This window comes from Sphingomonas sp. UYP23, from assembly GCF_054059235.1.
Genome location: NZ_JBSSBX010000001.1, coordinates 1016902 through 1037541, shown reverse-complemented (window position 1 = coordinate 1037541; position 20640 = coordinate 1016902). Strand labels below are relative to the sequence as shown.

15 protein-coding genes and 1 pseudogene are annotated in these 20640 nt (G+C 61.8%); 15 read left to right on the top strand and 1 reads right to left on the bottom strand.

What is annotated here, in order from left to right; genetic code table 11:
- From copD to ACVWYO_RS05105, 14 genes are all read left to right on the top strand, one after another.
- Positions 1–927 (top strand): copper homeostasis membrane protein CopD, encoded by a 927-nt coding sequence (copD, locus tag ACVWYO_RS05170; protein ID WP_457349067.1) that lies wholly within the window; start codon positions 1–3, stop codon positions 925–927.
- Positions 928–1302: 375 nt separating this feature from the next.
- Complete coding sequence (locus ACVWYO_RS05165) at positions 1303–3606, top strand: heavy metal translocating P-type ATPase (protein WP_457354870.1); 2304 nt, start codon at positions 1303–1305, stop codon at positions 3604–3606.
- Positions 3603–3986 (top strand): MerR family DNA-binding protein, encoded by a 384-nt coding sequence (locus ACVWYO_RS05160; RefSeq protein ID WP_457349066.1) that lies wholly within the window; start codon positions 3603–3605, stop codon positions 3984–3986. The genes ACVWYO_RS05165 and ACVWYO_RS05160 overlap by 4 nt, the downstream gene beginning before the upstream one ends.
- Positions 3987–4291: 305 nt before the next feature.
- Positions 4292–4585: a PepSY domain-containing protein gene (locus tag ACVWYO_RS05155; RefSeq protein ID WP_332794787.1), complete on the top strand. Its 294-nt coding sequence runs from the start codon at positions 4292–4294 to the stop codon at positions 4583–4585.
- A 30-nt stretch (positions 4586–4615) separates the two neighbouring features.
- Positions 4616–5293: a winged helix-turn-helix domain-containing protein gene (locus ACVWYO_RS05150; protein ID WP_457349065.1), complete on the top strand. Its 678-nt coding sequence runs from the start codon at positions 4616–4618 to the stop codon at positions 5291–5293.
- Positions 5286–6641, top strand: coding sequence for a sensor histidine kinase (locus tag ACVWYO_RS05145; protein WP_457349064.1), 1356 nt, complete (start codon positions 5286–5288; stop codon positions 6639–6641). The genes ACVWYO_RS05150 and ACVWYO_RS05145 overlap by 8 nt, the downstream gene beginning before the upstream one ends.
- Entirely contained in the window at positions 6638–7981 is a 1344-nt protein-coding gene (locus tag ACVWYO_RS05140) for a TolC family protein (protein ID WP_457349063.1), read from the top strand. The genes ACVWYO_RS05145 and ACVWYO_RS05140 overlap by 4 nt, the downstream gene beginning before the upstream one ends.
- Positions 7978–9003, top strand: a complete 1026-nt coding sequence (locus ACVWYO_RS05135) for an efflux RND transporter periplasmic adaptor subunit (RefSeq protein ID WP_457349062.1) — start codon at positions 7978–7980, stop codon at positions 9001–9003. Before ACVWYO_RS05140 ends, ACVWYO_RS05135 begins: the two co-directional genes overlap by 4 nt.
- Positions 9000–12110, top strand: coding sequence for an efflux RND transporter permease subunit (locus tag ACVWYO_RS05130; RefSeq protein ID WP_457349061.1), 3111 nt, complete (start codon positions 9000–9002; stop codon positions 12108–12110). The genes ACVWYO_RS05135 and ACVWYO_RS05130 overlap by 4 nt, the downstream gene beginning before the upstream one ends.
- 213 nt (positions 12111–12323) lie before the next feature.
- Positions 12324–13001 carry a winged helix-turn-helix domain-containing protein gene (locus ACVWYO_RS05125; protein WP_457349060.1) on the top strand — a complete coding sequence of 226 codons (678 nt, stop codon included), beginning with the start codon at positions 12324–12326 and terminating at the stop codon, positions 12999–13001.
- Positions 12988–14397 (top strand): sensor histidine kinase, encoded by a 1410-nt coding sequence (locus ACVWYO_RS05120; RefSeq protein ID WP_457349059.1) that lies wholly within the window; start codon positions 12988–12990, stop codon positions 14395–14397. The genes ACVWYO_RS05125 and ACVWYO_RS05120 overlap by 14 nt, the downstream gene beginning before the upstream one ends.
- 67 nt (positions 14398–14464) lie before the next feature.
- The gene (locus tag ACVWYO_RS05115) at positions 14465–15469 is read left to right on the top strand and encodes a gluconolactonase (RefSeq protein ID WP_457349058.1); all 1005 of its coding nucleotides are present in this window, start codon (positions 14465–14467) and stop codon (positions 15467–15469) included.
- 110 nt (positions 15470–15579) lie between these two features.
- Positions 15580–16164 (top strand): phosphatase PAP2 family protein, encoded by a 585-nt coding sequence (locus ACVWYO_RS05110; RefSeq protein ID WP_457349057.1) that lies wholly within the window; start codon positions 15580–15582, stop codon positions 16162–16164.
- A gap of 196 nt (positions 16165–16360) precedes the next feature.
- On the top strand, positions 16361–18937 hold the full coding sequence (locus ACVWYO_RS05105) for a TonB-dependent receptor (protein ID WP_457349056.1): 2577 nt from the start codon (positions 16361–16363) through the stop codon (positions 18935–18937).
- Between the two features lie 304 nt (positions 18938–19241).
- On the opposite strand, the gene ACVWYO_RS05100 is transcribed toward ACVWYO_RS05105, so the two are convergent.
- Positions 19242–19523 (bottom strand): hypothetical protein, encoded by a 282-nt coding sequence (locus ACVWYO_RS05100; RefSeq protein ID WP_322164274.1) that lies wholly within the window; start codon positions 19521–19523, stop codon positions 19242–19244.
- Positions 19524–19943: 420 nt separating this feature from the next.
- On the opposite strand from ACVWYO_RS05100, the pseudogene ACVWYO_RS05095 reads away from it, so the two are divergent.
- Positions 19944–20599 (top strand): annotated as a pseudogene (locus ACVWYO_RS05095) (transposase); the annotation flags it as partial.
- Between the last annotated feature and the right edge of the window lie 41 nt (positions 20600–20640).

Genomic DNA, 20640 nt, shown 5'->3' with positions numbered 1-20640 from the left:
ATGACCGATTGGTCGCTGATCGGCATCCGCTTCGCGTTCTACCTGACGCTGGCGGCGCTGTTCGGCCTCGCGGCATTCGGCCTCTATGGGCTGCGAGCTGACGAGCGCGGTGATGCGCTCGCGCTGCGCGCATGGCTGGTCGGCAGCGCCGCCCTCGGCCTCTTATTCTCGGCCGCCTGGATCGTGCTGATGGCCTCCTCGCTGGCGGGAACGCCAGCGTGGCCGATCGATGGCGAAGCGATCGGCGCGCTGCTCACCGGCTCTGCGATCGGGGTGGCCTGGAAGCTCCGCATGGTCGCGCTCGTTATCGCAGGTGTGGCGGCAATAATGATTGCTCGCCACGGAATCTGGCTGTGCATCGTCGCGCTTTGCGGCGTCGTTGCGATCGGCACGCTGGCATGGACCGGGCACGGTGCGATGGATGACGCCGCGATCGGCTGGGTTCACCTCGGCGCCGATATTCTACACCTCGTCGCTTCGGCGACTTGGGTCGGGGCCTTGTTCGGGCTAATCCTCCTCGTCTCCCGGCCCGCTGCGCGAGTCGATGCAGCACACCTTGAACTGACGCACCGCGCACTGCACGGGTTCGGGATAGTCGGAACTATCGCAGTCGCTACGATCGTCATCACCGGCTTGATCAACGGCTGGATGTTGGTCGGTGTCGACCACCTCACGGACCTTGGCAAGTCGCTCTATGGTCGACTCCTGCTCGCGAAGCTGGTGTTGTTTGCAGTTATGCTCGGTCTTGCCGCCCTCAACCGCTTTCGGTTGACGCCGACTTTCGAGCGATCGATCGCCAGTGCCGATCATCGCAGGGCTCTGGGTACGTTGCGCGTGAGCCTCGTAACCGAAACCGGGTGCATCGTCGTCATCCTGGGGCTCGTCGCCTGGCTGGGGACCCTCGCTCCCCCTGCATCGGCGATGTGAGGATCGGCCGGGCGGTAGTCTGGCTCCCGGCTTCCTGCTCTGATGGATCAATCGGCGTATCGCTACCGCTTGTTTCCAAGGGCAACCGACCCCGGCCGCGTAGAGTCTAGGTAGGCGGGCTTGACCTTGACACGATGTCAGACCCTACATGCCCTCGGGTAGAAGGAGTCTCACGCCATGAACGACCCTCATTCCCATACGCCTCAAGCCAGCGGGTGCGGCTGTTCCGGGCGGAGTACCACTGAGCCTGCGGCCGCGACTGTCTCTCCCGCGCCAGCGGCATGCTGCTCGGGTGAAGCGGCTGAGGGGACTCCAGAGACGGCCAAACACGACGAGCATCACCCTGAGGCTGGAGGTTGCTGCGCTGGCGGCAAAATTTCTGAAGGCGTAGCGACGGTTACGGACCCGGTGTGCGGGATGACGGTCGATCCGGCGAAAACGGCGCATCATGCCGAGCACGCCGGCCAAACCTATCATTTCTGCAGCGCCGGTTGCCGGACCAAGTTCGTCGCCAACCCTGACGCCTATCTCGGCGACAAGCCGAAGCCTAAGGCAGCGGCAACGCCAGGAGCTATCTGGACGTGTCCCATGCACCCGCAAATCCGCCAGGAGGGACCGGGAACATGTCCGATCTGCGGCATGGCGCTCGAACCGGAAGAACCGTCGCTCGATGATGGGCCTAATCCTGAGCTGATCGATTTCACGCGCCGGCTGTGGGTGGCGGGAGTGCTCGCGGTGCCGCTGCTGGCAATATCGATGGTCGCCGAAATGCTCGGCATCCATGTCGTCAGTCCTGCCGCTTCCCCTTGGGTACAGCTTGCGCTCACCGCGCCTATCGTACTGTGGGCGGGGTTGCCGTTTTTTCAGCGAGGATGGACCTCGCTTCGAACCCGCCATCTGAATATGTTCACGCTGATCTCAATCGGGGTCGGTGCCGCCTTCCTCTACAGCCTGGTCGCGACGGTCGCGCCCTGCATTTTCCCCCCGACCTTCCGCATGCACGGCGGCGTAGTGCCGGTCTATTACGAGGCGGCCGGGGTAGTGGTGGCGCTGGTGCTGCTCGGACAGGTCCTTGAACTGCGTGCCAGGGCTGCAACGGGACGCGCGATCCGCGCCCTCATGGATCTTGCCCCAAAGACGGCGCGCCGGGTGCGATCGGACGGGTCCGAGGAGGAAGTCAGCCTTGCCGATGTGGCGGCCGGTGATCGGCTACGCGTTCGTCCCGGGGATGCGATCCCGGTTGACGGCGTGGTGGTCGAGGGACGCTCCTCGGTCGATGAATCCATGCTCACCGGCGAGCCTGCCCCTGTCCTCAAGGAAGTCGAGGCTGCCGTCACCGGGGGAACGGTCAACGGCACGGGCAGCCTGGTCATGGAAGCCCGCGCGGTCGGGTCGGATACGATGCTGGCGCGGATCGTCCGCATGGTCGCGGACGCGCAGCGCAGCCGTGCCCCGATCCAGGCTGTTGCCGATCAGGTGTCTGGCTGGTTCGTGCCGTTGGTCGTGCTGGTTTCTATCGCGACGTTCGTAGTCTGGTCGCTGGTCGGTCCTGAGCCGCGCATGGGCCACGCCATGCTCAATGCCATTGCTGTGCTCGTCATCGCCTGCCCCTGCGCGCTGGGTCTCGCTACGCCCATGTCGATCATGGTCGGGACGGGCCGCGGGGCTCAGGTCGGCGTTCTGGTGAAGAACGCGGAAGCGCTACAGGGGCTAGAGAAGGTCGATACATTGGTCATCGACAAGACGGGCACGCTCACGGAAGGCAAGCCTAAGCTCATCGCGGTCCAGACTATCGGCTCGGTCGTGGAGAACGACATGCTAGCGCTTGCTGCGGCCGTCGAAAGGCAATCGGAACACCCGCTCGCACACGCGATCGTCGTTGCCGCCAAGGATCGAGAATTGCAGCTCGGCACGGTTACGGACTTCGCCTCGCAAACCGGTCTAGGGGTCAGCGCCAAGGTCAATGGCCGTTCGGTCGTGATCGGGAACGCCGAGCAAATGAGCCGAATTGGCGCTGATTCTAAGGCCGTAGATTCCGATGCCAATCGTCATCGTAGCGAGGGTGCAGGCGTAATCCTGGTGGCGATCGATGGCGCGCTTGCCGGCCTGCTCGCGGTCGCCGATCCGGTGCGTGCCAACGCCGGGGAGGCAATTGCCGCGCTCCGCCAGCAGGGGCTTCGCGTCATCATGCTGACCGGTGACAATCAAACGACCGCCAACGCGGTCGCGCGCGCCGTGGGCGGACTCGACGACGTGCGCGCCGGTCTGCGCCCAGAGGACAAGGCGCGCATCATCGGCGAGTTGAAGGCGAGCGGTGCCAAGGTTGCAATGGCCGGCGACGGCATCAACGACGCTCCCGCCCTTGCCGCGGCCGATGTTGGTCTGGCGATGGGTACGGGAACGGACGTGGCGATCGAAAGCGCCGGCATAACGCTCACGCGCGGCGATCTCTCGGCGATCGTGCGTGCCCGCAAGCTCGCACACGCGACGATGCGGAATATCCGTCAGAACTTGTTCTTCTCGTTCCTGTTCAACGGGATCGGCGTGCCGGTCGCGGCCGGAGTGCTCTACCCCGTGGCGGGCATCCTCCTCTCGCCGATGCTGGCCGGCGCGGCGATGGCGCTCTCGTCCCTTACCGTGGTCCTCAATGCGCTGCGGCTGAACACGGTGAAGCTATGAACATCGGAGCGGCATCAGATGCCAGCGGCGTCTCGCAGCGCATGATCCGCCATTACGAGAAGATTGGCCTTGTGCCCGCGCCGCCCAGGCGGGGGAGCTACCGCGACTATGCCGACCCCGACGTTCACCGCCTTCGCTTCATTGCCAACGCGCGTGATCTGGGATTTCCGATCGAGGAGATTAGGAGGCTGCTCGGGCTGTGGTCCGATCGCGCGCGATCCAGCGCCGAGGTGAAGGCCCTGGCGGAAGCACGTGCGGCCGAGCTGGGGCGTAAGGCTCAAGCGCTGGAAGCGATGCAACGCTCGCTCATCCATCTCGCCCAAGCCTGCCAGGGGGATGATCGGCCTGACTGTCCAATTATCGATTGCTTAGCAGGTTAGGTGACGTGAAGAAGCCCCGGCTGCCCGCCAGTACCATGCCGAGCTTCGCACGTGATCGCGCAGCCCACCCCGACCGACTACGATGAGCAGGTTGGCCCCGACGAGGAGGACCAGGGTTGCGCTCGGCGTGCACCTGCGGTTCCCTCCATTGACGCCCCACCGTGATCGATGTGCCTGATCCACGACTATAAAGTCCAACGAATCTAACATTGGGTTTTTATAACGCGGCCGCATCAATGGCCCAATGTAAGGTGGCGTACCAATCCGAGGTGCTCGACGAAGAGCAACTTTAGAAAGGACTAAAAATGAACAAGCTTCCTCTCCTCGCCATGGCCGCCGCTGCTGCCGGTTTGGTTCCCGCCATGGCCACTGCTGCACCGAACAAACCAGCGGCTAAATTGTCGATGGCGCAAGCGCGCGCGATCGCGCTCAACAAGGCGCCCGGCAAAATCGCCGATGCTGAATATGAAAAGGAAGGTGGCGGCTGGCGGTATTCGTTCGACATCCGACAGGGAACGCGCATCCACGAAATCGGTGTGGACGCCAATACTGGACGCATCGTCGAAGACAAATTTGAAGGTCTGAATGAAAAGGACTGACACTTTGCCCTTCGTCGCGGCCGCGATGTGATGCGCGTCCTGATCGCAGAAGATGACGATGATTTGGCCGAGTTCCTCGAGCATTCGCTCGGCGAACTCGGCCACGTCGTGACGTGTGTCCGGTCGGGGTTGGATGCATTGCATTTTGGTTCGGTGGAGGTGTTCGAGGTAGCGATCCTTGACCGAATGTTACCTGGAATGGACGGCGTCGAAATCCTGAAGCGATGGCGGGCTGCGGACATCTCGACCCCGGTCCTCATGCTGACTGCTCTTGGCGGAATCGCGGACCGCGTTAGCGGACTCAATGCAGGCGCAGACGACTATCTCGTCAAGCCTTTCGCCTTTTCCGAACTCGCTGCCCGCCTCGCGGCGCTGGCCCGCCGCCCTACGATCCGTGAGCCGCAGACGCATTTTACCGTGGGCGACGTGACGCTGGATCTTCTCGACCGCAACGTGAAACGCGCCGGTCGCGACATCGCCTTGCAGCCACGGGAATTTGCTTTGCTTGAGCAGCTGATGCGTCACGCTGGGCGTATCGTCACCCGGACTATGTTCCTGGAGACGATCTGGGGATATCATTTCGACCCCAAAACAAATATCGTCGATAGCCACCTCAGCCGCATGCGGGCGAAGTTGAATTTCGACTTTGATTTCGATCCGATCGAGACTGTGCGCGGCGTAGGATATAGGATACGCACCGATGCCTGAACGTCGCTCGAGTGCGGCGTATCGGATCGCATTCACCTATTCAGCTGGGTTCGCGTTGCTAGTGGCCGTTTTGGGGGCGATCGTCTTCCTGGCGGCCGATCGAAGCTTCAGGCAGCAGCAGGATGCCGCAATCGCCGAAGAGTCCGCGTCGCTGTTGCGGGATTATCGCGATGAAGGCCTCGGCGATCTTCGCGAGCGGATCGATGCGCGCGAAGCCAGCCATCCGACCAATTCGTTCAGCTACGCCCTATTCGACAGTGCAGGCAAGCGCATCGCCGGCGGCCTGAATACCAAACCGAAGGGCCCAGGGTGGCACGACATTGTCTTTGTCGATCCCGAGGAGGGGTCTGATCCGGCGCGAGCCCTAGCCACGAACCTGCCTGAAAACATTACCTTGATGGTGGCGGCGGATACGGAAGCGCTGGAGCGGATCGACCATACGATCCTCGTGCTGTTCGGCGGTGCATTCGTTCTTGTCCTCACGGCTGGCGCCGCAGGAGCGTTGATCCTCGGGGGCTATCTGCGCCATCGGCTCGGCCGGATCAGCGGGACCGCGCGCACGGTGATGGCCGGCGATTTCAGCCAGCGGATGCCGGTCAGCGCGCGCAACGACGAGTTCGACGCTGTATCTGCATCGCTGAACGCGATGCTCGACCGCATCGCCCTTCTTCTGGAAAATTTGCAGCAAGTTTCCAGCGATCTCGCGCACGATTTGCGTACGCCCCTGGTCCGGATGCGCAATCGACTTGGGCGCGCGCTCGCGGACGATGCGCCGCCCGGAACACAGCATACGGCCATTCAGGCCGCGCTTCGGGAAAGCGATGATCTGCTCGACTTGTTCGCCGCGATCCTGCGGATTTCGGAAGTCGAAGGCGGCGAGCTGATAAAATCGTTTGCACCCGTCGATCTCGTCGCCTTGGTTCAGGACGTCTGCGAAAGCTGTGAACCTGCGGTCGTAGACGGCGGACGCACTCTTCGGTGCACCATCGAAGGTTCGGTCTTCATCGCTGCGGATCGGGAACTGCTGGCGCAGGCGATCATCAATCTCCTTGAAAATGCGCAAATCCATACGCCGACCGGAACGAAGATCACGATCGAGATGGTGCACGACGAAGCATCAGCCAGCATCATCGTTTCCGATACTGGAACGGGTGTCGCCGTGGCGGACCATGACCGCATACTGCGCCGGTTCGTACGACTAGATGCCAGCCGGACCACCCCTGGCAACGGTCTGGGTCTGAATCTCGTATCGGCCATCGTGATGTTGCATGGAGGCGGCGTTACTCTGTCCGACAACGAGCCAGGGCTGCGCGTCACAATTATCTTGCCGAGGCTGCTCGAACGATGAAACGCCATTTCGCCTGTTCCTTCGCCCTACTGGCTTCGGGCTGCGCCACCTACCATCCTGTGCCGCTGCCCCTGGCTGGCGGAAATGACCTTTCGCTTGCTTCGATCAAGGCGGTGCTGGCTCACGACGCGACGACGATCGACAGACCATATCTAAAACCGACGTCGATCGACCTATCGCAACCGCTCGATCTCAACGCGGTGGGCGTCATTGCGGTAATCGCCAATCCCGACCTTAAGGCGATGCGCGTGCGAGCAGGGATTGCCGACGCGCAGGTATTTGTAGCGCGCCTCATGCCCGATCCGACGCTCAGTATAGGGGCGAGCAAGGTATTAAGCGGACCAGATCCGCTCCTCGACCTGACAAGAGCCCTGGGACAGGACATCAACGCGCTTCGCACGCGCGATGCGCGCATTGCCGCGGCGGGCGCGCAAGCAAGGCAGGTCCGACTGGATCTCGCTTGGGCAGAGTGGCAAACCGTAGGTCAATCGCGGATCCAGGTCGTAAGGATCGCAGGTCTGGAGCGGATTTATGAACTCGCGCGGTCAAGCTTCGCGGCGACGACATCTTTGCTCGACCGAACGTTGCGAGCAGCGGGGCGCGGCGACATCGGCGCGGAGCAGGTGCAAGCCGCGCGGCTCGCAGCCTTCAGCGCCCAGCAACAGGTCCGTACGAGCGAACGCGACCTCACCGCAGCGCGTTACGAACTAACGCGGTTGCTGGGTCTCCCGCCAGCAACGAAGCTGGAGCTGGCACCGCTTGCACTCCCCAAGCAACCGGTCTCGCCCTCGGCGCTTTTTGCGGTCGCTTTGCGCGAGCGGGCCGATCTCCAGGCGCTTCAGGCGGGTTACGCTTCACAGGAGGCGGCTGTGCGGCTTGCCATTCTAAACCAGTTTCCAACGCTTGCGCTGAGCGTCAATGCAAACCGGGATTCGGCCGGCAACCAGTTGCTCGGACCAGTCATCGATTTCACGCTGCCGCTGTGGAACCGCAACAGAGGTGGCATCGCGGTGGAACGCGCGACGCGAGAAGCACTGAGGGCTGAATATGACGCCCGCGTCTTTCAGACCCGCGCCCAGATAGAAGCAGCAGTGGGAGGAATCGCGATCGCCCGGTCGCAACGCGACACGGTGCTCAAGGGGCTGCCGGCGCTCGAAAGGTTCGAGGTGGCAACAGCGCGTGCCGGGAAACGTGGCGATCTGCCGCCCGCCACTGCCCAAACCGCCGCGCAATCGCTGCGCGACCAGGAGACGCTGCTCGCGCAGACCACGCAGGACATCGAAGAGCAGACGATCGCGCTCGAACTGCTGACGGGAACACCGAAAGAGACATGGCCATGAATCTGAAATTGCTCGGTCCTGCTGTCGGCCTTTTTCTCACTGCTTGCTCCGGAAGCGACAGCAGCGCCGACCAAGCGACACCTCCCACTGCTTTGGTCACGCTCGCGCAGGCGACGCAGGGCTCGATTGCCGAGACCGTGAAGCTCTACGGCGTCGCGGAGGCGGGACCTGGCGGAAGCATCGCGTTGTCGGCACCGACTGAAGCCATCGTCGCCCGCATCGTGGCGCCAGTCGGAACCAGGGTCACACGCGGTCAACTGGTCGTTCAGTTGTCTCCGGCACCTAATACCCGCCTCGATCTCGCAAAGGCCTCTGCGGATGCCCGCGCCGCCGATGCTGCCTACGCTCGCGCGCAGCGGCTTCGTAAAGACGGACTGGTTGGAGACGCCGATGTGGAAACGGCGCGGGCTGCGGCGCAGAGTGCCGACGTAACGCTGGCAAGCTTGCGCGGTCGTGCAGGTAGCCTGGCGCTGACAGCCCCCGCTGCAGGGTATGTCGCGAGTGTCGCCAACAATCCCGGTGATCTCGTTCAGGCGGGCGCGTCAATCGCGATGATCACGAACGGGAGCGGTCTGCGTGCGCGCTTCGGGGCCGATCCCATGGTCGCAAGGACCTTGTCGCCTGGTGCACAGATCAAAATCGCCGGCACCAAGGGCCGCGCGACCGTGTCCGTGCCGATCCAGTCGATTGATCCGGTCGTAAACCCGAACACCCGCCTCGAATCTGTGTTCACCACTCTGCCTCCGTCCCTCGGCATCGGCTCTGGCGAGGTGCTGCAGGGTGAAGTTGCCACGCAGACCCAAAGCAGCGCGGTGACCATTCCTTATCAGGCGTTGCTCGATGATGGCGGCCAGCCATACGTCTTCGTGGTCGCGAGCGGCATCGCCCACCGTCATGACGTCCAGACCGGGCCGACCGGCGGCGATCGCATCGCGATCGCCAAGGGCGTCAGCTCGGGCGACAGGGTCGTGACCGATGGTGGGACGGCGCTCGAGGACGGCATGAAGGTCCGCACGAAGTGAAGAGAGGTATCGCTCTTCATGCGCGCGCGCTCTGGCTTGCGGCGATCCTGTTGACGCTCGGCGGCGTGGCTGCCGCCATAAAGCTTCCGGTCAGTCTATTTCCGTTCATCAACTACCCGCGGGTTGTCGTGTCGATCGACGCCGGTGAACGTGACGCGGCGCAGATGACTGCGCAGATCACGCGGCCGATCGAGATCGCGCTGCGCGCGGTGCCCGGCGTTTCCGGAATCCGTTCGACAACCAGTCGTGGGACCGCCGAGGTCGCGCTTAACTTCGCCTGGGGCCACGATATGGTGTCGGCGACGCTCGCGACGCAGAGTGCGCTGGCCACTGTAGTGCCCGATCTGCCTGCCGGCACCAGGTTCGACGTTCGCCGCTCCGATCCGACCATCTTTCCGGTGCTTGGAGTTGCGCTTACGTCGAAGAGTCTCGATCAGGAGGCCTTGCGACAAATCGCGGAGTTGACGGTACGGCCTGCTTTGACGGCCGTTGGTGGGGTCGCAGGCGTGGACGTGCTCGGGGGAAGCCCTCGCGAGTTCGCGGTCGATATCGACCCAGCCAAAGCGCAGGCTCTGGGACTGAGTCTGCAGGATGTGGTGACCGCTTTGACCAAGGCGAATGACGTTCGCGGAGTCGGTCGGATCGAGGATCGGCATCGGCTGTATCTGGTCCTGGCGCAAAACCGGTTGGCGACGATCGCCGACATTTCCTCCACCCCACTAAAGGCGGCGAGCGCGCCGAATGCCCCTTCCCAGGCGGGATCCCGCGGCACCGGTGTTCAAAACCAACCGGAAGTCGGCGTCTCCACGCTGGGGCAAATCGCCGACATCCGCGTCTCGACCGCGCCAAGCTATACCCTGGTCACCGCCGGTGGCCAGCGCGCCGTTTTGGTCAACGTTCGTCAGGCGCTGAACGGCGATACGACGAAGATCGTGAATGAGGTCGATGCGCGACTGGCAACGCTCGGCCTGCCTCCATCCGTCAAGGTCACACCGTTCTATGATCAGTCGGAACTCGTGACGGGGGCCGCAAACGCAGTACGGGACGCAATCCTCTTGGGCGCGGTGCTGGCCGGGGTCGTGCTGTTCGTATTCTTGCGCTCTGCCCGACTGATGGTGATCACCGGCCTGATGCTGCCCGCTGTTCTGGCGGGCACGGGCCTCATCCTGCTCGCGACCGGCATGACCTTCAACATGATGACGCTCGGCGGTATGGCAGCGGCAGTTGGCCTCGTCGTCGACGACGCCGTCGTCATGCTCGAACACATCATGCGCCGCATGCAGGAGGGAACGGCGAAAGGGGTAAAGGGGATCCTAGCAGCGGCAGCCGAGATGAGCTCACCCTTGTTTGGTTCGACCTCGGCAACGATCGTGGTTTTCCTGCCACTCGCCCTCATCAGCGGAGTGACTGGCGGCTTCTTCAAGGCGCTTGCGCTGACCATGGTCGCCGCGCTGACGTTGTCGCTGTTGTATGCCCGCTTCGTAATCCCGCTAGCGTCCGCCTATTGGCTGCGGGAGAAAGATGCCGAGGCTGCCGAAAAAGCCGGAGGGTTCATGAGCCGCCTCGATCGTGGTTATGCGCGCGCGACTGACCGTAGCTTCGCTAAACCGCGACTGTTTGCAGCACTGTTGGGCATTGGAATGGCGGTCCTTGGCTATGCCGCGTGGAGCCACGTCCCATCAGGGTTCATGCCGCACATGGATGAGGGAGGGTTCATCCTCGACTACAAGGCGCAACCGGGTGCTGCGCTATCAGATACCGATCGGTTGCTTCGTCAGGTAGAGACGATCATCACATCGACGCCTGAAGTTGCGAGCTATTCCCGCCGCACCGGCCTGCAGCTTGGCGGAGGCCTCACCGAGGCAGATGAAGGAGATTACTTCATCCGCCTGAAGGGTGGTTCGCGCCGTTCAATCGATGTGGTGATGGCCGAAGTCCGGCAGAAGATCGACGCTCAGGTTCCTGGCCTCCAGATCGAAACCGCGCAGCTGATGGAGGATCTGATCGGCGATCTCACCGCGGTGCCGCAGCCGATTGAGGTGAAACTGTTCGGCGAGAATCCCGCGGCGCTGGAACAGGCGGCCAAGCGCGTGGGGGCCTCTATCGGCGGCATATCGGGTGTAGTCGAGGTGGTCGATGGCCTGCGCGTCTCCGGCGATGCGATCGACATCACGGTCAACCCTGCCTCTGCGGCGCTTCAGGGTCTCGATCCTGATGCTGTAGCAACCCAACTCCAGGCGTTGGTCGGCGGTACTACAGCAACCCCAGTGCGGATCGGTGAGCAATTGGTGGATGTGAGAATTCGGGCACCGGCCGATTTGCGATCTCGCGCATCGGAACTTGGCCGTCTGATCCTTACAGCACCCGACGGGCATGCCGTTCGGGTCGATCAGGTCGCGAAAATATCGATCAGCGCTGGGCAGAAGCAATTGACCCGCGAAGACCTCGCCCCGTTCATCGCGGTTACGGCGCGGCTAGAGGGACGCGATTTGGGTTCTGCCATGAAGGAGGTGCGATCGCACGTCTCCGCACTGAACCTCCCGGGTTCGATCCGCGTCGAATATGGCGGATTGTATGCCCAGCAACAGCAAAGTTTCTCTGATCTTTCTATGGTGTTCGCCGCCGCGCTCTTGCTGACCGCGCTGCTTCTGACATTCTTGTTCGAGCGTTTGATCTGGACGCTGTCCGCCCTCGTTACTGTCTTGTTATCCGCAGCAGCAGTGCTGATGGGGCTATGGGTAACGGGTATCGAACTCGACATCTCGGCTTTGATGGGGCTGACCATGGTAATCGGGATGGTCACGGAGCTCATTATTTTCCTGTTCGCCGAGATCGATCGAGAAAAGGTGGTCGACCTAGGTGCGCTCCGCGAGGCGGCCAGTAAACGGCTTCGGCCGATCCTGATGTCGGCGTTTATCGCAATCCTGACGTTGTTGCCGCTGGCGCTCGGGATGAGTCGCGGTTCTGGCCTGCAGAAGCCGCTTGCGACTGCAATCATATTCGGGTTGACCGCGTCGGTCCCCCTCGTGTTGCTGTTTTTGCCGGCGATGATCGCGGCGCTGACGCGGCGCAGAGCTGACCACAGTCGACAGGAGGAAGCGATTTGAGAAGGTTCTTGGTCCTGGCAGCGGTGGCGTCGACCCAGGTTTTATAAGCATCCGATGCTGACAATCGGTAGGTCCGATGTGGGTGATGGTCGTGACGCAGTCAGCCGTATGACATGCGCCGCAGGTGATCCGGGTGGTGTTTATCCCTAACTTGCTCGGTGCAGCGAGCCGTTGGCTAGTCGTTGCACAACCGCAGATGCTCGAGAGGATGCCATGAAGCTGTTGCTGCTCGAGGATGACGACGCCACACGGGTGCATCTGGAACGCACGCTGGTCGCCGCCGGCTATGTCGTTGACGTGTGCAGCGACGGGCGCCACGCGATCTCTCTCGGCTCGATCAATGAGTACGCCGTGTTGATTTTCGATCGCATGGTACCCGGCATCGACGGTCTTGGCGTACTCAAGGCACTCCGCGCAGCGGGGGTTCGATCGCCGGCACTGTTCCTAACCGCGATCGATGGCGTGCACGATCGCGTCGAGGGACTCGACGCTGGGGCCGACGACTATCTGGTCAAGCCGTTCGCTGCGATCGAACTCATAGCGCGCGTGAACGCGCTGTTGCGGCGACGGCCTGCGACTGACGTCGTGACCGCGCTCCGCGTCGCTGATCTCGAAATCGATCTGATCAAGCGCAGCGTCAAACGGGCCGGGCAGCAGATCCTACTTCAGGCACAGGAGTTCAAGCTGCTCGAGTATATGATGCGCCACGCCGGCGAGATCGTGACACGCTCGATGCTGCTCGAAAATGTCTGGTCGTTCCACTTCGATCCGCAAACCAACATAATCGAGAGCCATATGAGCCGATTGCGGTCGAAGGTTGACCGCGGTTTCGACCGGGAGCTGATCCACACGATCCGCGGATCGGGTTATAGTCTCGATGCGCTGGCTTAGCGGTTTTCGCAGCGGCGCTTTTCGCTTCGCATTGCTTCTCGCACTCGTGTTTGGGGCGGGCGCCGCGCTGCTCCTCGCCGTCGTTGAACGCTCAATCTCACGCTATGCCGTTGAAGCAACCGATGGAGGCCTGAAAAGCGAAGCGGCCATCCTGCAGGGCGAGGATCGCGAGGGCGGTCGGTCCAACCTGCTCCAGGCGATCGCTCTTCATCGGAGGGCTGGCGGTGAAGAGGCCTTTCGCTACCAACTGACCGATCGCCGGGGGCGCTTGCTCGTAAACGATATCGGCACAAGCAACGCAAAGATAGGGTGGGGCGAGGTCGAGGTTTTGGACGATCCGCAGGAAGCGGACGCCCGCCCCGAAATGCTGAAGAGCCTTGGCGTGCCAATGCCCGAGGGAGGCGTGCTGGTCGTTGCCACCGACACTTACGACGTTCAGGAGCTACGCCGAGGGCTTGATCGCTTCACGCTAGTCGCCGGGGTTTTCATCACGATGTTCGTGCTGGTAGGCGGGTATCTACTCGGGGGTCTGTTCATGCGGCGGCTGGACCGCGTCAACGACGCGATCGGCCGGGTCATGGCAGGTAATGTCGCGGAACGGCTGCCGACGATCGGGATCAGCCGCGAATTCGACCTTCTGTCGTCGAACCTAAATGCCATGCTCGACCGGATCGGCGCGTTGATGGAAGGTTTGCGCCAAGTGACGACCGACATCGCGCACGATCTGCGCACACCGTTGACCAGGCTGCGCCAGCAACTCGAGGCGACGCGAGAGGCAAATAGTATCGACCACTACACAGCGGGAATTGATGTCGCTGTTCTTCAGACCGATCAAATCCTTGCGATCTTTCGAGCATTGCTGCGGATCGGCACGCTGGAAGGGGGTGACGGCCGGCAATATTTTCGCCCCGTGAATTTGAGCGAAGTCATCCGGCACGTGGTGGCAGCTCACCAGCCGGTGGCAGAAGATGACGGCAAGACCCTGCTGGCGGAGCATGAGCCCGGGCTCGTCGTTGCGGGAGACGCGGAATTGCTCGCACAAATGCTGACGAACCTGATCGACAACGCAATCCGGCACACCCCCGCTGGCAGCCTGATCGTCAGTAAGCTGGAACGCATGGACGACAGTGTCATCGCGACCATCAGCGATGATGGCCCGGGCGTTCCGGCGGGGGAACGCGTCAATGTTCTTTCCCGCTTTTACCGACTTGATCGTAGCCGTCATCTGCCCGGCACCGGTTTGGGCATGTCGCTCGCCGCGGCGATTGCCGCACTCCATCATGCGCGCATCGACCTCCTGGATAATAGCCCGGGGCTGCGCGTGCGCATAACCTTTCCCAAGTCCCCACCAGCGTTAGAACACAGCGCCAGCCCGTCAAAAAACCAAGCAGATTAGCAATCCCTAACGTGACGTGCGGCACCCGCCGGGTCAGAAGGCGCTGGCTATTATCCCGGAGACCGCAATGCCCCGCCATTCGCTTCCTGCCTTGCTCGCCGCCGCTGCCATGCCGCTCGTGATCGCCGCAACTCCGGCACCGACCTATTCGGTGGCCCAGTCTATCGCCGGACCCGATGGGTCGTGGGATTATGCGAGAGCCGATGATGACGGCAGCCATGTCTATGTCGCGCGCAGCAATGCCGTCACGGTAATCGACGTGACGACAGGCGCGGTTTCTTCGCTCGGTAATGTGCAGCGCGGACACGCGGTAGTGCCGCTGCCCGGGGGCAAGCTCCTCGTGACGAGCGGGACCGATGGCACCGTGCGGTTGTTCGACACCGGGTCGGGCACGGAATTCGCGAGCATTCCGGTCGGTAAGAAGCCCGATGCTGCTCTCCTCGACGCCACGATGACTCACGCGTTCGTCATGAATGCCGACAGCGGTACCGTATCGGTGATCGACCTCGCTGCGGCAAAGGTGACCAAGACCATAAAGGTGAGCCCAGCGCTCGAATATGCAGCGTTCGGGTCGGACGGCACGCTGTTTATCAATAACGAGGACAAAGACGAGATCGATACCGTCGATGTCACGCGCGGGGCTGCGGGTAAGACGATCGCGCTTCCGGGCTGCAAGGCCCCCACAGGCCTTGGCTATGACAAAGCGCATGACCGGCTGATCGCATCGTGCGCCAACGGCAAGGCCGCCATTGTTGATGCGCACAAGCGGCAGCTGACGGCGCTGGTCGATATCGGTTCGGGGCCGGATGCGGTGATCATGGATGAAGCCCGTGGTCTCGCCTTCATCCCCTGCGGAAAGGATGGCATTCTCGATATCCTCGCCCTCACTGGCGTCGCAGTGACGCATGTCGGAGTCGTCAAGACCGAGGTCGGCGCACGGACCGGAGCGCTCGATCCAAAGACGGGGTCGATCTATCTACCGACTGCTAAGTTCGGCGCCCCCGCTACTGCCGGTGGCCGACCTGTGATGCTGCCTGGGTCTTTTCACGTCCTGGTCTTAAAGCGGGCGTGATCGGCAGGGCACGCGCGTACGCTAGGGAGCGTCCTGAGCTGGTCGTCCTGCTGGCGTTCGCGCTGACTGCCTTGACGCTGCTAATCATCTTCTATCTCGGCTCGGAGGTGATGGAGGGCGACACCAAGGCTTTCGACATAGCTGTCCTCACGCGCCTCCGTCACGCTACAGAGGGCGATGCGCCTTGGAAAACGGCGTTGCGGGCAGCGATGCTCGACCTCACTGCGCTTGGCGACAACGCCACCCTCGTCATCGTCGTGGCGATGGTATCTGGTTTTCTCATGCTGGCGCGCCAAAGACAGCTCGCGCTTCTGCTCGTCGCCGCGTCTGCAACCGGCGGTCTCCTCACCACCGCGCTGAAGCTCTTGTTTGATCGCCCCCGTCCCGACGTCGTGGCGCATCTTGCCAGTTTTGGTACCGCGAGTTTTCCAAGCGGCCATGCGATGAACTCGGCCGTCATCTACCTTACACTTGCTGGGCTGGTCGCGCTTGCGGTGCCGACTTTGCGCCTTCGCGTCTATATCCTGTGCTGCGCCGTCGCGCTCACATCGGCGATCGGTCTGTCGCGCCTATACCTGGGCGTCCATTGGACGACTGACGTCGTCGCCGGCTGGATCGCCGGGTCGGGATGGGCAGTGCTCTGGTGGTCCATCGCATGGTGGTTCCGAGCGCATAAAGCTTACTCGCCGAAGTAGACAGTATAGCTTTGGAGTTCTGCGGCAATGTTGCGATCTCAACACGGTCTTGCGCTGATCTCATGAAGATTGATTCTTGCCAACGTTAGGAAAACAGGCCGCAAAGTCCCATTGCTGTAACAATTCATCCCCACCCCGATTTCACCGGGAGCGTCAAAGAGCGCCGTCGATAAGGCGAGCGTACGCATAGATTGGGATGAACATCATGAAGATTCGGACGTTGTCGCTTCTCTCGACGGCGGTAGCAGCGCTTGCCCCGCTCAGTGCACAAGCACAGACCGCGCCCGCGCCAGCACCCGCGGCGCAAACTGACAGCCGCGATATTGTCGTCACCGGGACTCGAGCAGCGCAAACTGCGCGCGCCGAGGAGAAAGCTGCAGTAAACCTGGTGAATGTCCAGGCAGCGGAAGACATCGTCAAATATCCCGACTTCAATGCCGCGGAAGCGCTTGGCCGCATCCCGGGCGTCAGCCTAGCGATTGACACCGGCGAGGGCCGTTTCGTCAACATCCGCGGCATCGACGGCAATCTGAACGGCACCACGTTTGGCGGCGTAACGTTGCTCAACACGCAGCCTGGCGGCACCTATTTCGGCGGTGGCGGTCGCGCCGTCGAGCTCGATACCGTGCCGATCGGTTCGATCGACCGGTTGGTCGTGCGCAAGACCGGCATGCCAGACCAGGAGGCCGAGGGACTGGGCGGTTCGGTCGAACTCACACCGCGTACCGCAGTGGGTTTGACGAAGCCGTTCTTCGAAGGGACCATCGGAGGCGGTTATCAGAACGCGCACAAGAATGGCGACGTCTTCATCGGCGAGGCGGCGGCAGGCACGGCTTTTGGCCCGGAGAAGCAGTTCGCAATTGTGCTGACCGGCTCGTTTCATACCGACAAGCGCGGCTTTGACGATGCCGAGCCCGGTCTACTCGACGCCGTGCAGCCCGGAACTCCGGGTGACCGCGTCCTCGATTCGCTCGACCTGCGGCGCTATAGCTACAATCGCCGTCGCTTCGGCTTTGGCGGCGAGTTCGACTGGAATCCCGACGGGCAGAACCACTTTTATATTCGCGCAAACGATGCAGGTTATACCGAGTCGGTGCACCGTTCGGTGCTGCAGTATCGGGGCTTGGGGGACACTACGAGCACCAATGGCAGCGTCATCACTGCAACGGGCGTCGATGCGCACGTTACGCTTCGCGACGAACAGGAGACTCATCTCAATTTCATCGCGGCGGCCGGCGGCCGGAACGATCTGGGCAAGGTCATTCTCGACTATCAGCTGTCTTATACGGCTTCGACCTATCACCGCGATTACGACCGCAACTCCACCTTCACGCGCCCAGGCCAGCCGGGCTTCTCCGTTGCCTATGACAATACGAGCTTGCTCTATCCCACGCTGTCGCCCTCGGGCTTCAATCCGAGTGACCCGTCGCAATTCACCCTTACCGGCGCGAACAACGCGACCGAGCGCGCTCATGACCGGGAATATGCAGCCGTGCTCAATGTGACGGTTCCTACCACCTTGCTTGGTGGTGACGGCGCGTTCAAGGTTGGCGGCAAGCTGCGTTTTCGTGACAAGATCGATCAGCCGAACAATCTGAGCTATGCGGGCATGCCGGCGACGTCGTTATCTGCTGTGCTTGGGGACGGGCCGTTCACCAATTATTATGCCGGGACCTACAATGTCGGCTATGCTGCGAGCATCTCCGGCGTTCGCGCCGTCTTGGCGCCGCTGACCCAGTTTACCAGCGCCGCCAACGCGGTGCGTAATGCCTCCGGATTTTTCAACGACACAGAGAACATCTACGCGGCCTATGCGCAATATTCCGGCAAGTTCGGCAAGCTGAACGTTCTTGCAGGGCTGCGGGTCGAAAATACCGACGGCACCTATCGTGGTACGACGCGCACGACCAGCGCCCTAGGCGTTGACTCGTTCTCGCCAGCGTCGCGCAAGTCGAGCTACACCAATTTCTTCCCGACCGTTCAGCTTCGCTACGATCTGGCCAAGAACTTCGTCGCACGTGCAACCTACTCGACCGGGATCGGGCGCCCGGGCTTCCTGCAACTGCTGTCCGGCGCGACGGTGGATGTCGGCAACCGTGCGGTCTCTGTCGGTAACCCGAGCCTCAAGCCAACGACGGTCAACGCGTTTGACGGGCAGGTCGAATATTATCTGCCGAATGCAGGCATCGTATCGTTCGGTGCATTCGACAAGGAGTTCAACAATTACATCATTAACGGCGTCACCCGGGATCCCAACTATCCCGGCATAACCGATGGCATCACCACGATCACGACCTACACAAACGTCGCCAGCTCACACGCCCGTGGCATCGAAGCGCAGTACAGCCAGAAGTTCACCTTCCTGCCGGCGCCGTTTGATGGCTTCGGCGCCCTGGGCAATGTGACCTATGTCTGGTCGAAGTTCGCCATTCGACCGGGCGAGACGAGCCGTCTGCCGGGCACGTCGCCGCTGACCTACAATCTCAGCCTGTTCTACGAAGCGCATAAGGCACAGCTGCGGCTGTCGCTCAGCCATGTCGATGGCGCCATCTTCGGTGTCGGCGGAGCTTCCGGATTCGATACCTTCGAAGATCAGCGGACTCAGCTCGACCTGACGTCGTCGTATCAGGTGACGCAGCATATGGCCGTGTATTTCAACGCGAAAAACCTCAACAATTCACCGCTCCGCTATTATGAAGGCTTGCCCAACCGGACGACGCAGCGCGAATTTTATGACCAGAGCTATGAGGCTGGCTTTAGGTTCAAGTTCTGAGGTCGAGCGAACAGCAACATCGGCAAGAGCGAGCCGTTAGCCGTAATGCGACTTTGCGAGCCCAGTCGGTTACGAGCGGTCGGGAGGACGTTGTTTCGAGAGCGGCTTTACTCACATTTCGTAGCGCGCGCCGCGGTTTCGAGATACGCGCCATAGTGGGGTCGCAGCGTTCGTATCTATGCGGCCTTGGACCCGGCGTGGCCGCCCGGCAGCAGGTCTGAAGAAACAAAATCGTCTCGTGGTTCGCCACGACTTGGTAGCGATGAAGCGCGGATTTCGCACCTCATCGCTACTCGGTGCGGCGTTATTTTTTGGCGGCCGAGTCCATGGCATCCGCCTTGTTCTCGCCAGCCTCGCGGACCGCGTCCGCTTTGTTGTTCAAGGCATCAGCGCGATTGTCCATCGCGACTTCGGTGTTTCCACCCATAGCGTCGGCGGTATCCCGGATTGCAGATGCGTTTGCGTCCATCTTGTCCGCGGCATTGTCGGTGGCAGCGGCCACGTTGTCGGCAGCAGCGGTTTTGTGACCGCACGCGGTGAGCGACAGCAGGCAGAAGCCTGCGGCGAGCACGAGTTTCTTGTTCATTTGCATCCCCTAGAGAGTTGCTCGACCGATCTGTCGATGCGTCAGCGATCTTCCTGAAATCTTCGCGGGCAGCAAGTGGAAAGCGATCATTGGACTGGCGCATGATCGCCCATGGGATTACATTTCGATCACCACGGACGATGGTTCGGGTGGGCCGCCGCGCTCTTAGCTCCCAAGCCAGCGCGGCGGCTCCGTTGCTTCAAGTTTTCTTAGCGAGAGCAACGGCCATGGAAGGCCATGCTGCCGATCTCGCTGCCGTGAGACGAGATCCCAGTCCGAAGGGTCTGATTGATCAACCAACCCGCATTGGGTTTTGAGCCCGAATATTCGTGGTTGGGAGTGACCTGCTGCCCGTTTCCTGGACCGTTTTGAGCTGGAAAATTCCAGTTTAGGATTGAGGGTCAGTCGATGGAGTGAGCGATGAAAAGATCGAAGTTCAGCGAGGCGCAGATCGCGTTTGTGTTGAAGCAGGCCGAGGACGGCACGACGATCGGCGAGGTGTGCCGCAAAGCCGGGATCAGCGATGCGACATTCTATGCCTGGCGCAAGAAATACGCCGGTTTGATGCCATCGGAGATGCGGCGATTACGCCAACTCGAGGATGAGAATGCGAAGCTCAAGCGGTTGGTGGCCGACCTGAGTCTCGACAAGGCGATGTTGCAGGATGTCGTCTCGCGAAAGCTCTGAGGCCTGATCGGCGGCGTCAGCTCGTCGACGACATCCGGGGCATCTGGTCCGTCAGTATCCGACGGGCGTGCAGCGTGCTTCGGGCGGAGCGATCGAGCTACCACTATCGTGGACGCCGCGCGGATCAGGCCGACCTAAAGAAGCGGATGCAGGAGATCGCTGAAACGCGCGTGCGTTACGGCTATCGCCGGATCCATGTGCTGCTCCGGCGGGAGGGTTGGGACGTGAACGCGAAACGTGTTTATCGGCTTTACAAGGAGTTGGGGCTGCAGCTGCGACAAAAGCCACCGAAGCGCCGGGTGAAAGCGAAGCTAAGAGAAGGACGCTGCGCGGCGTCGTGTTCGAATGAAGTATGGGCCATGGACTTCGTCCATGACTGTAGCGCGACGATCTGGTTGAGAAGCGCGTCAATCAGGATGAGAACTGATTG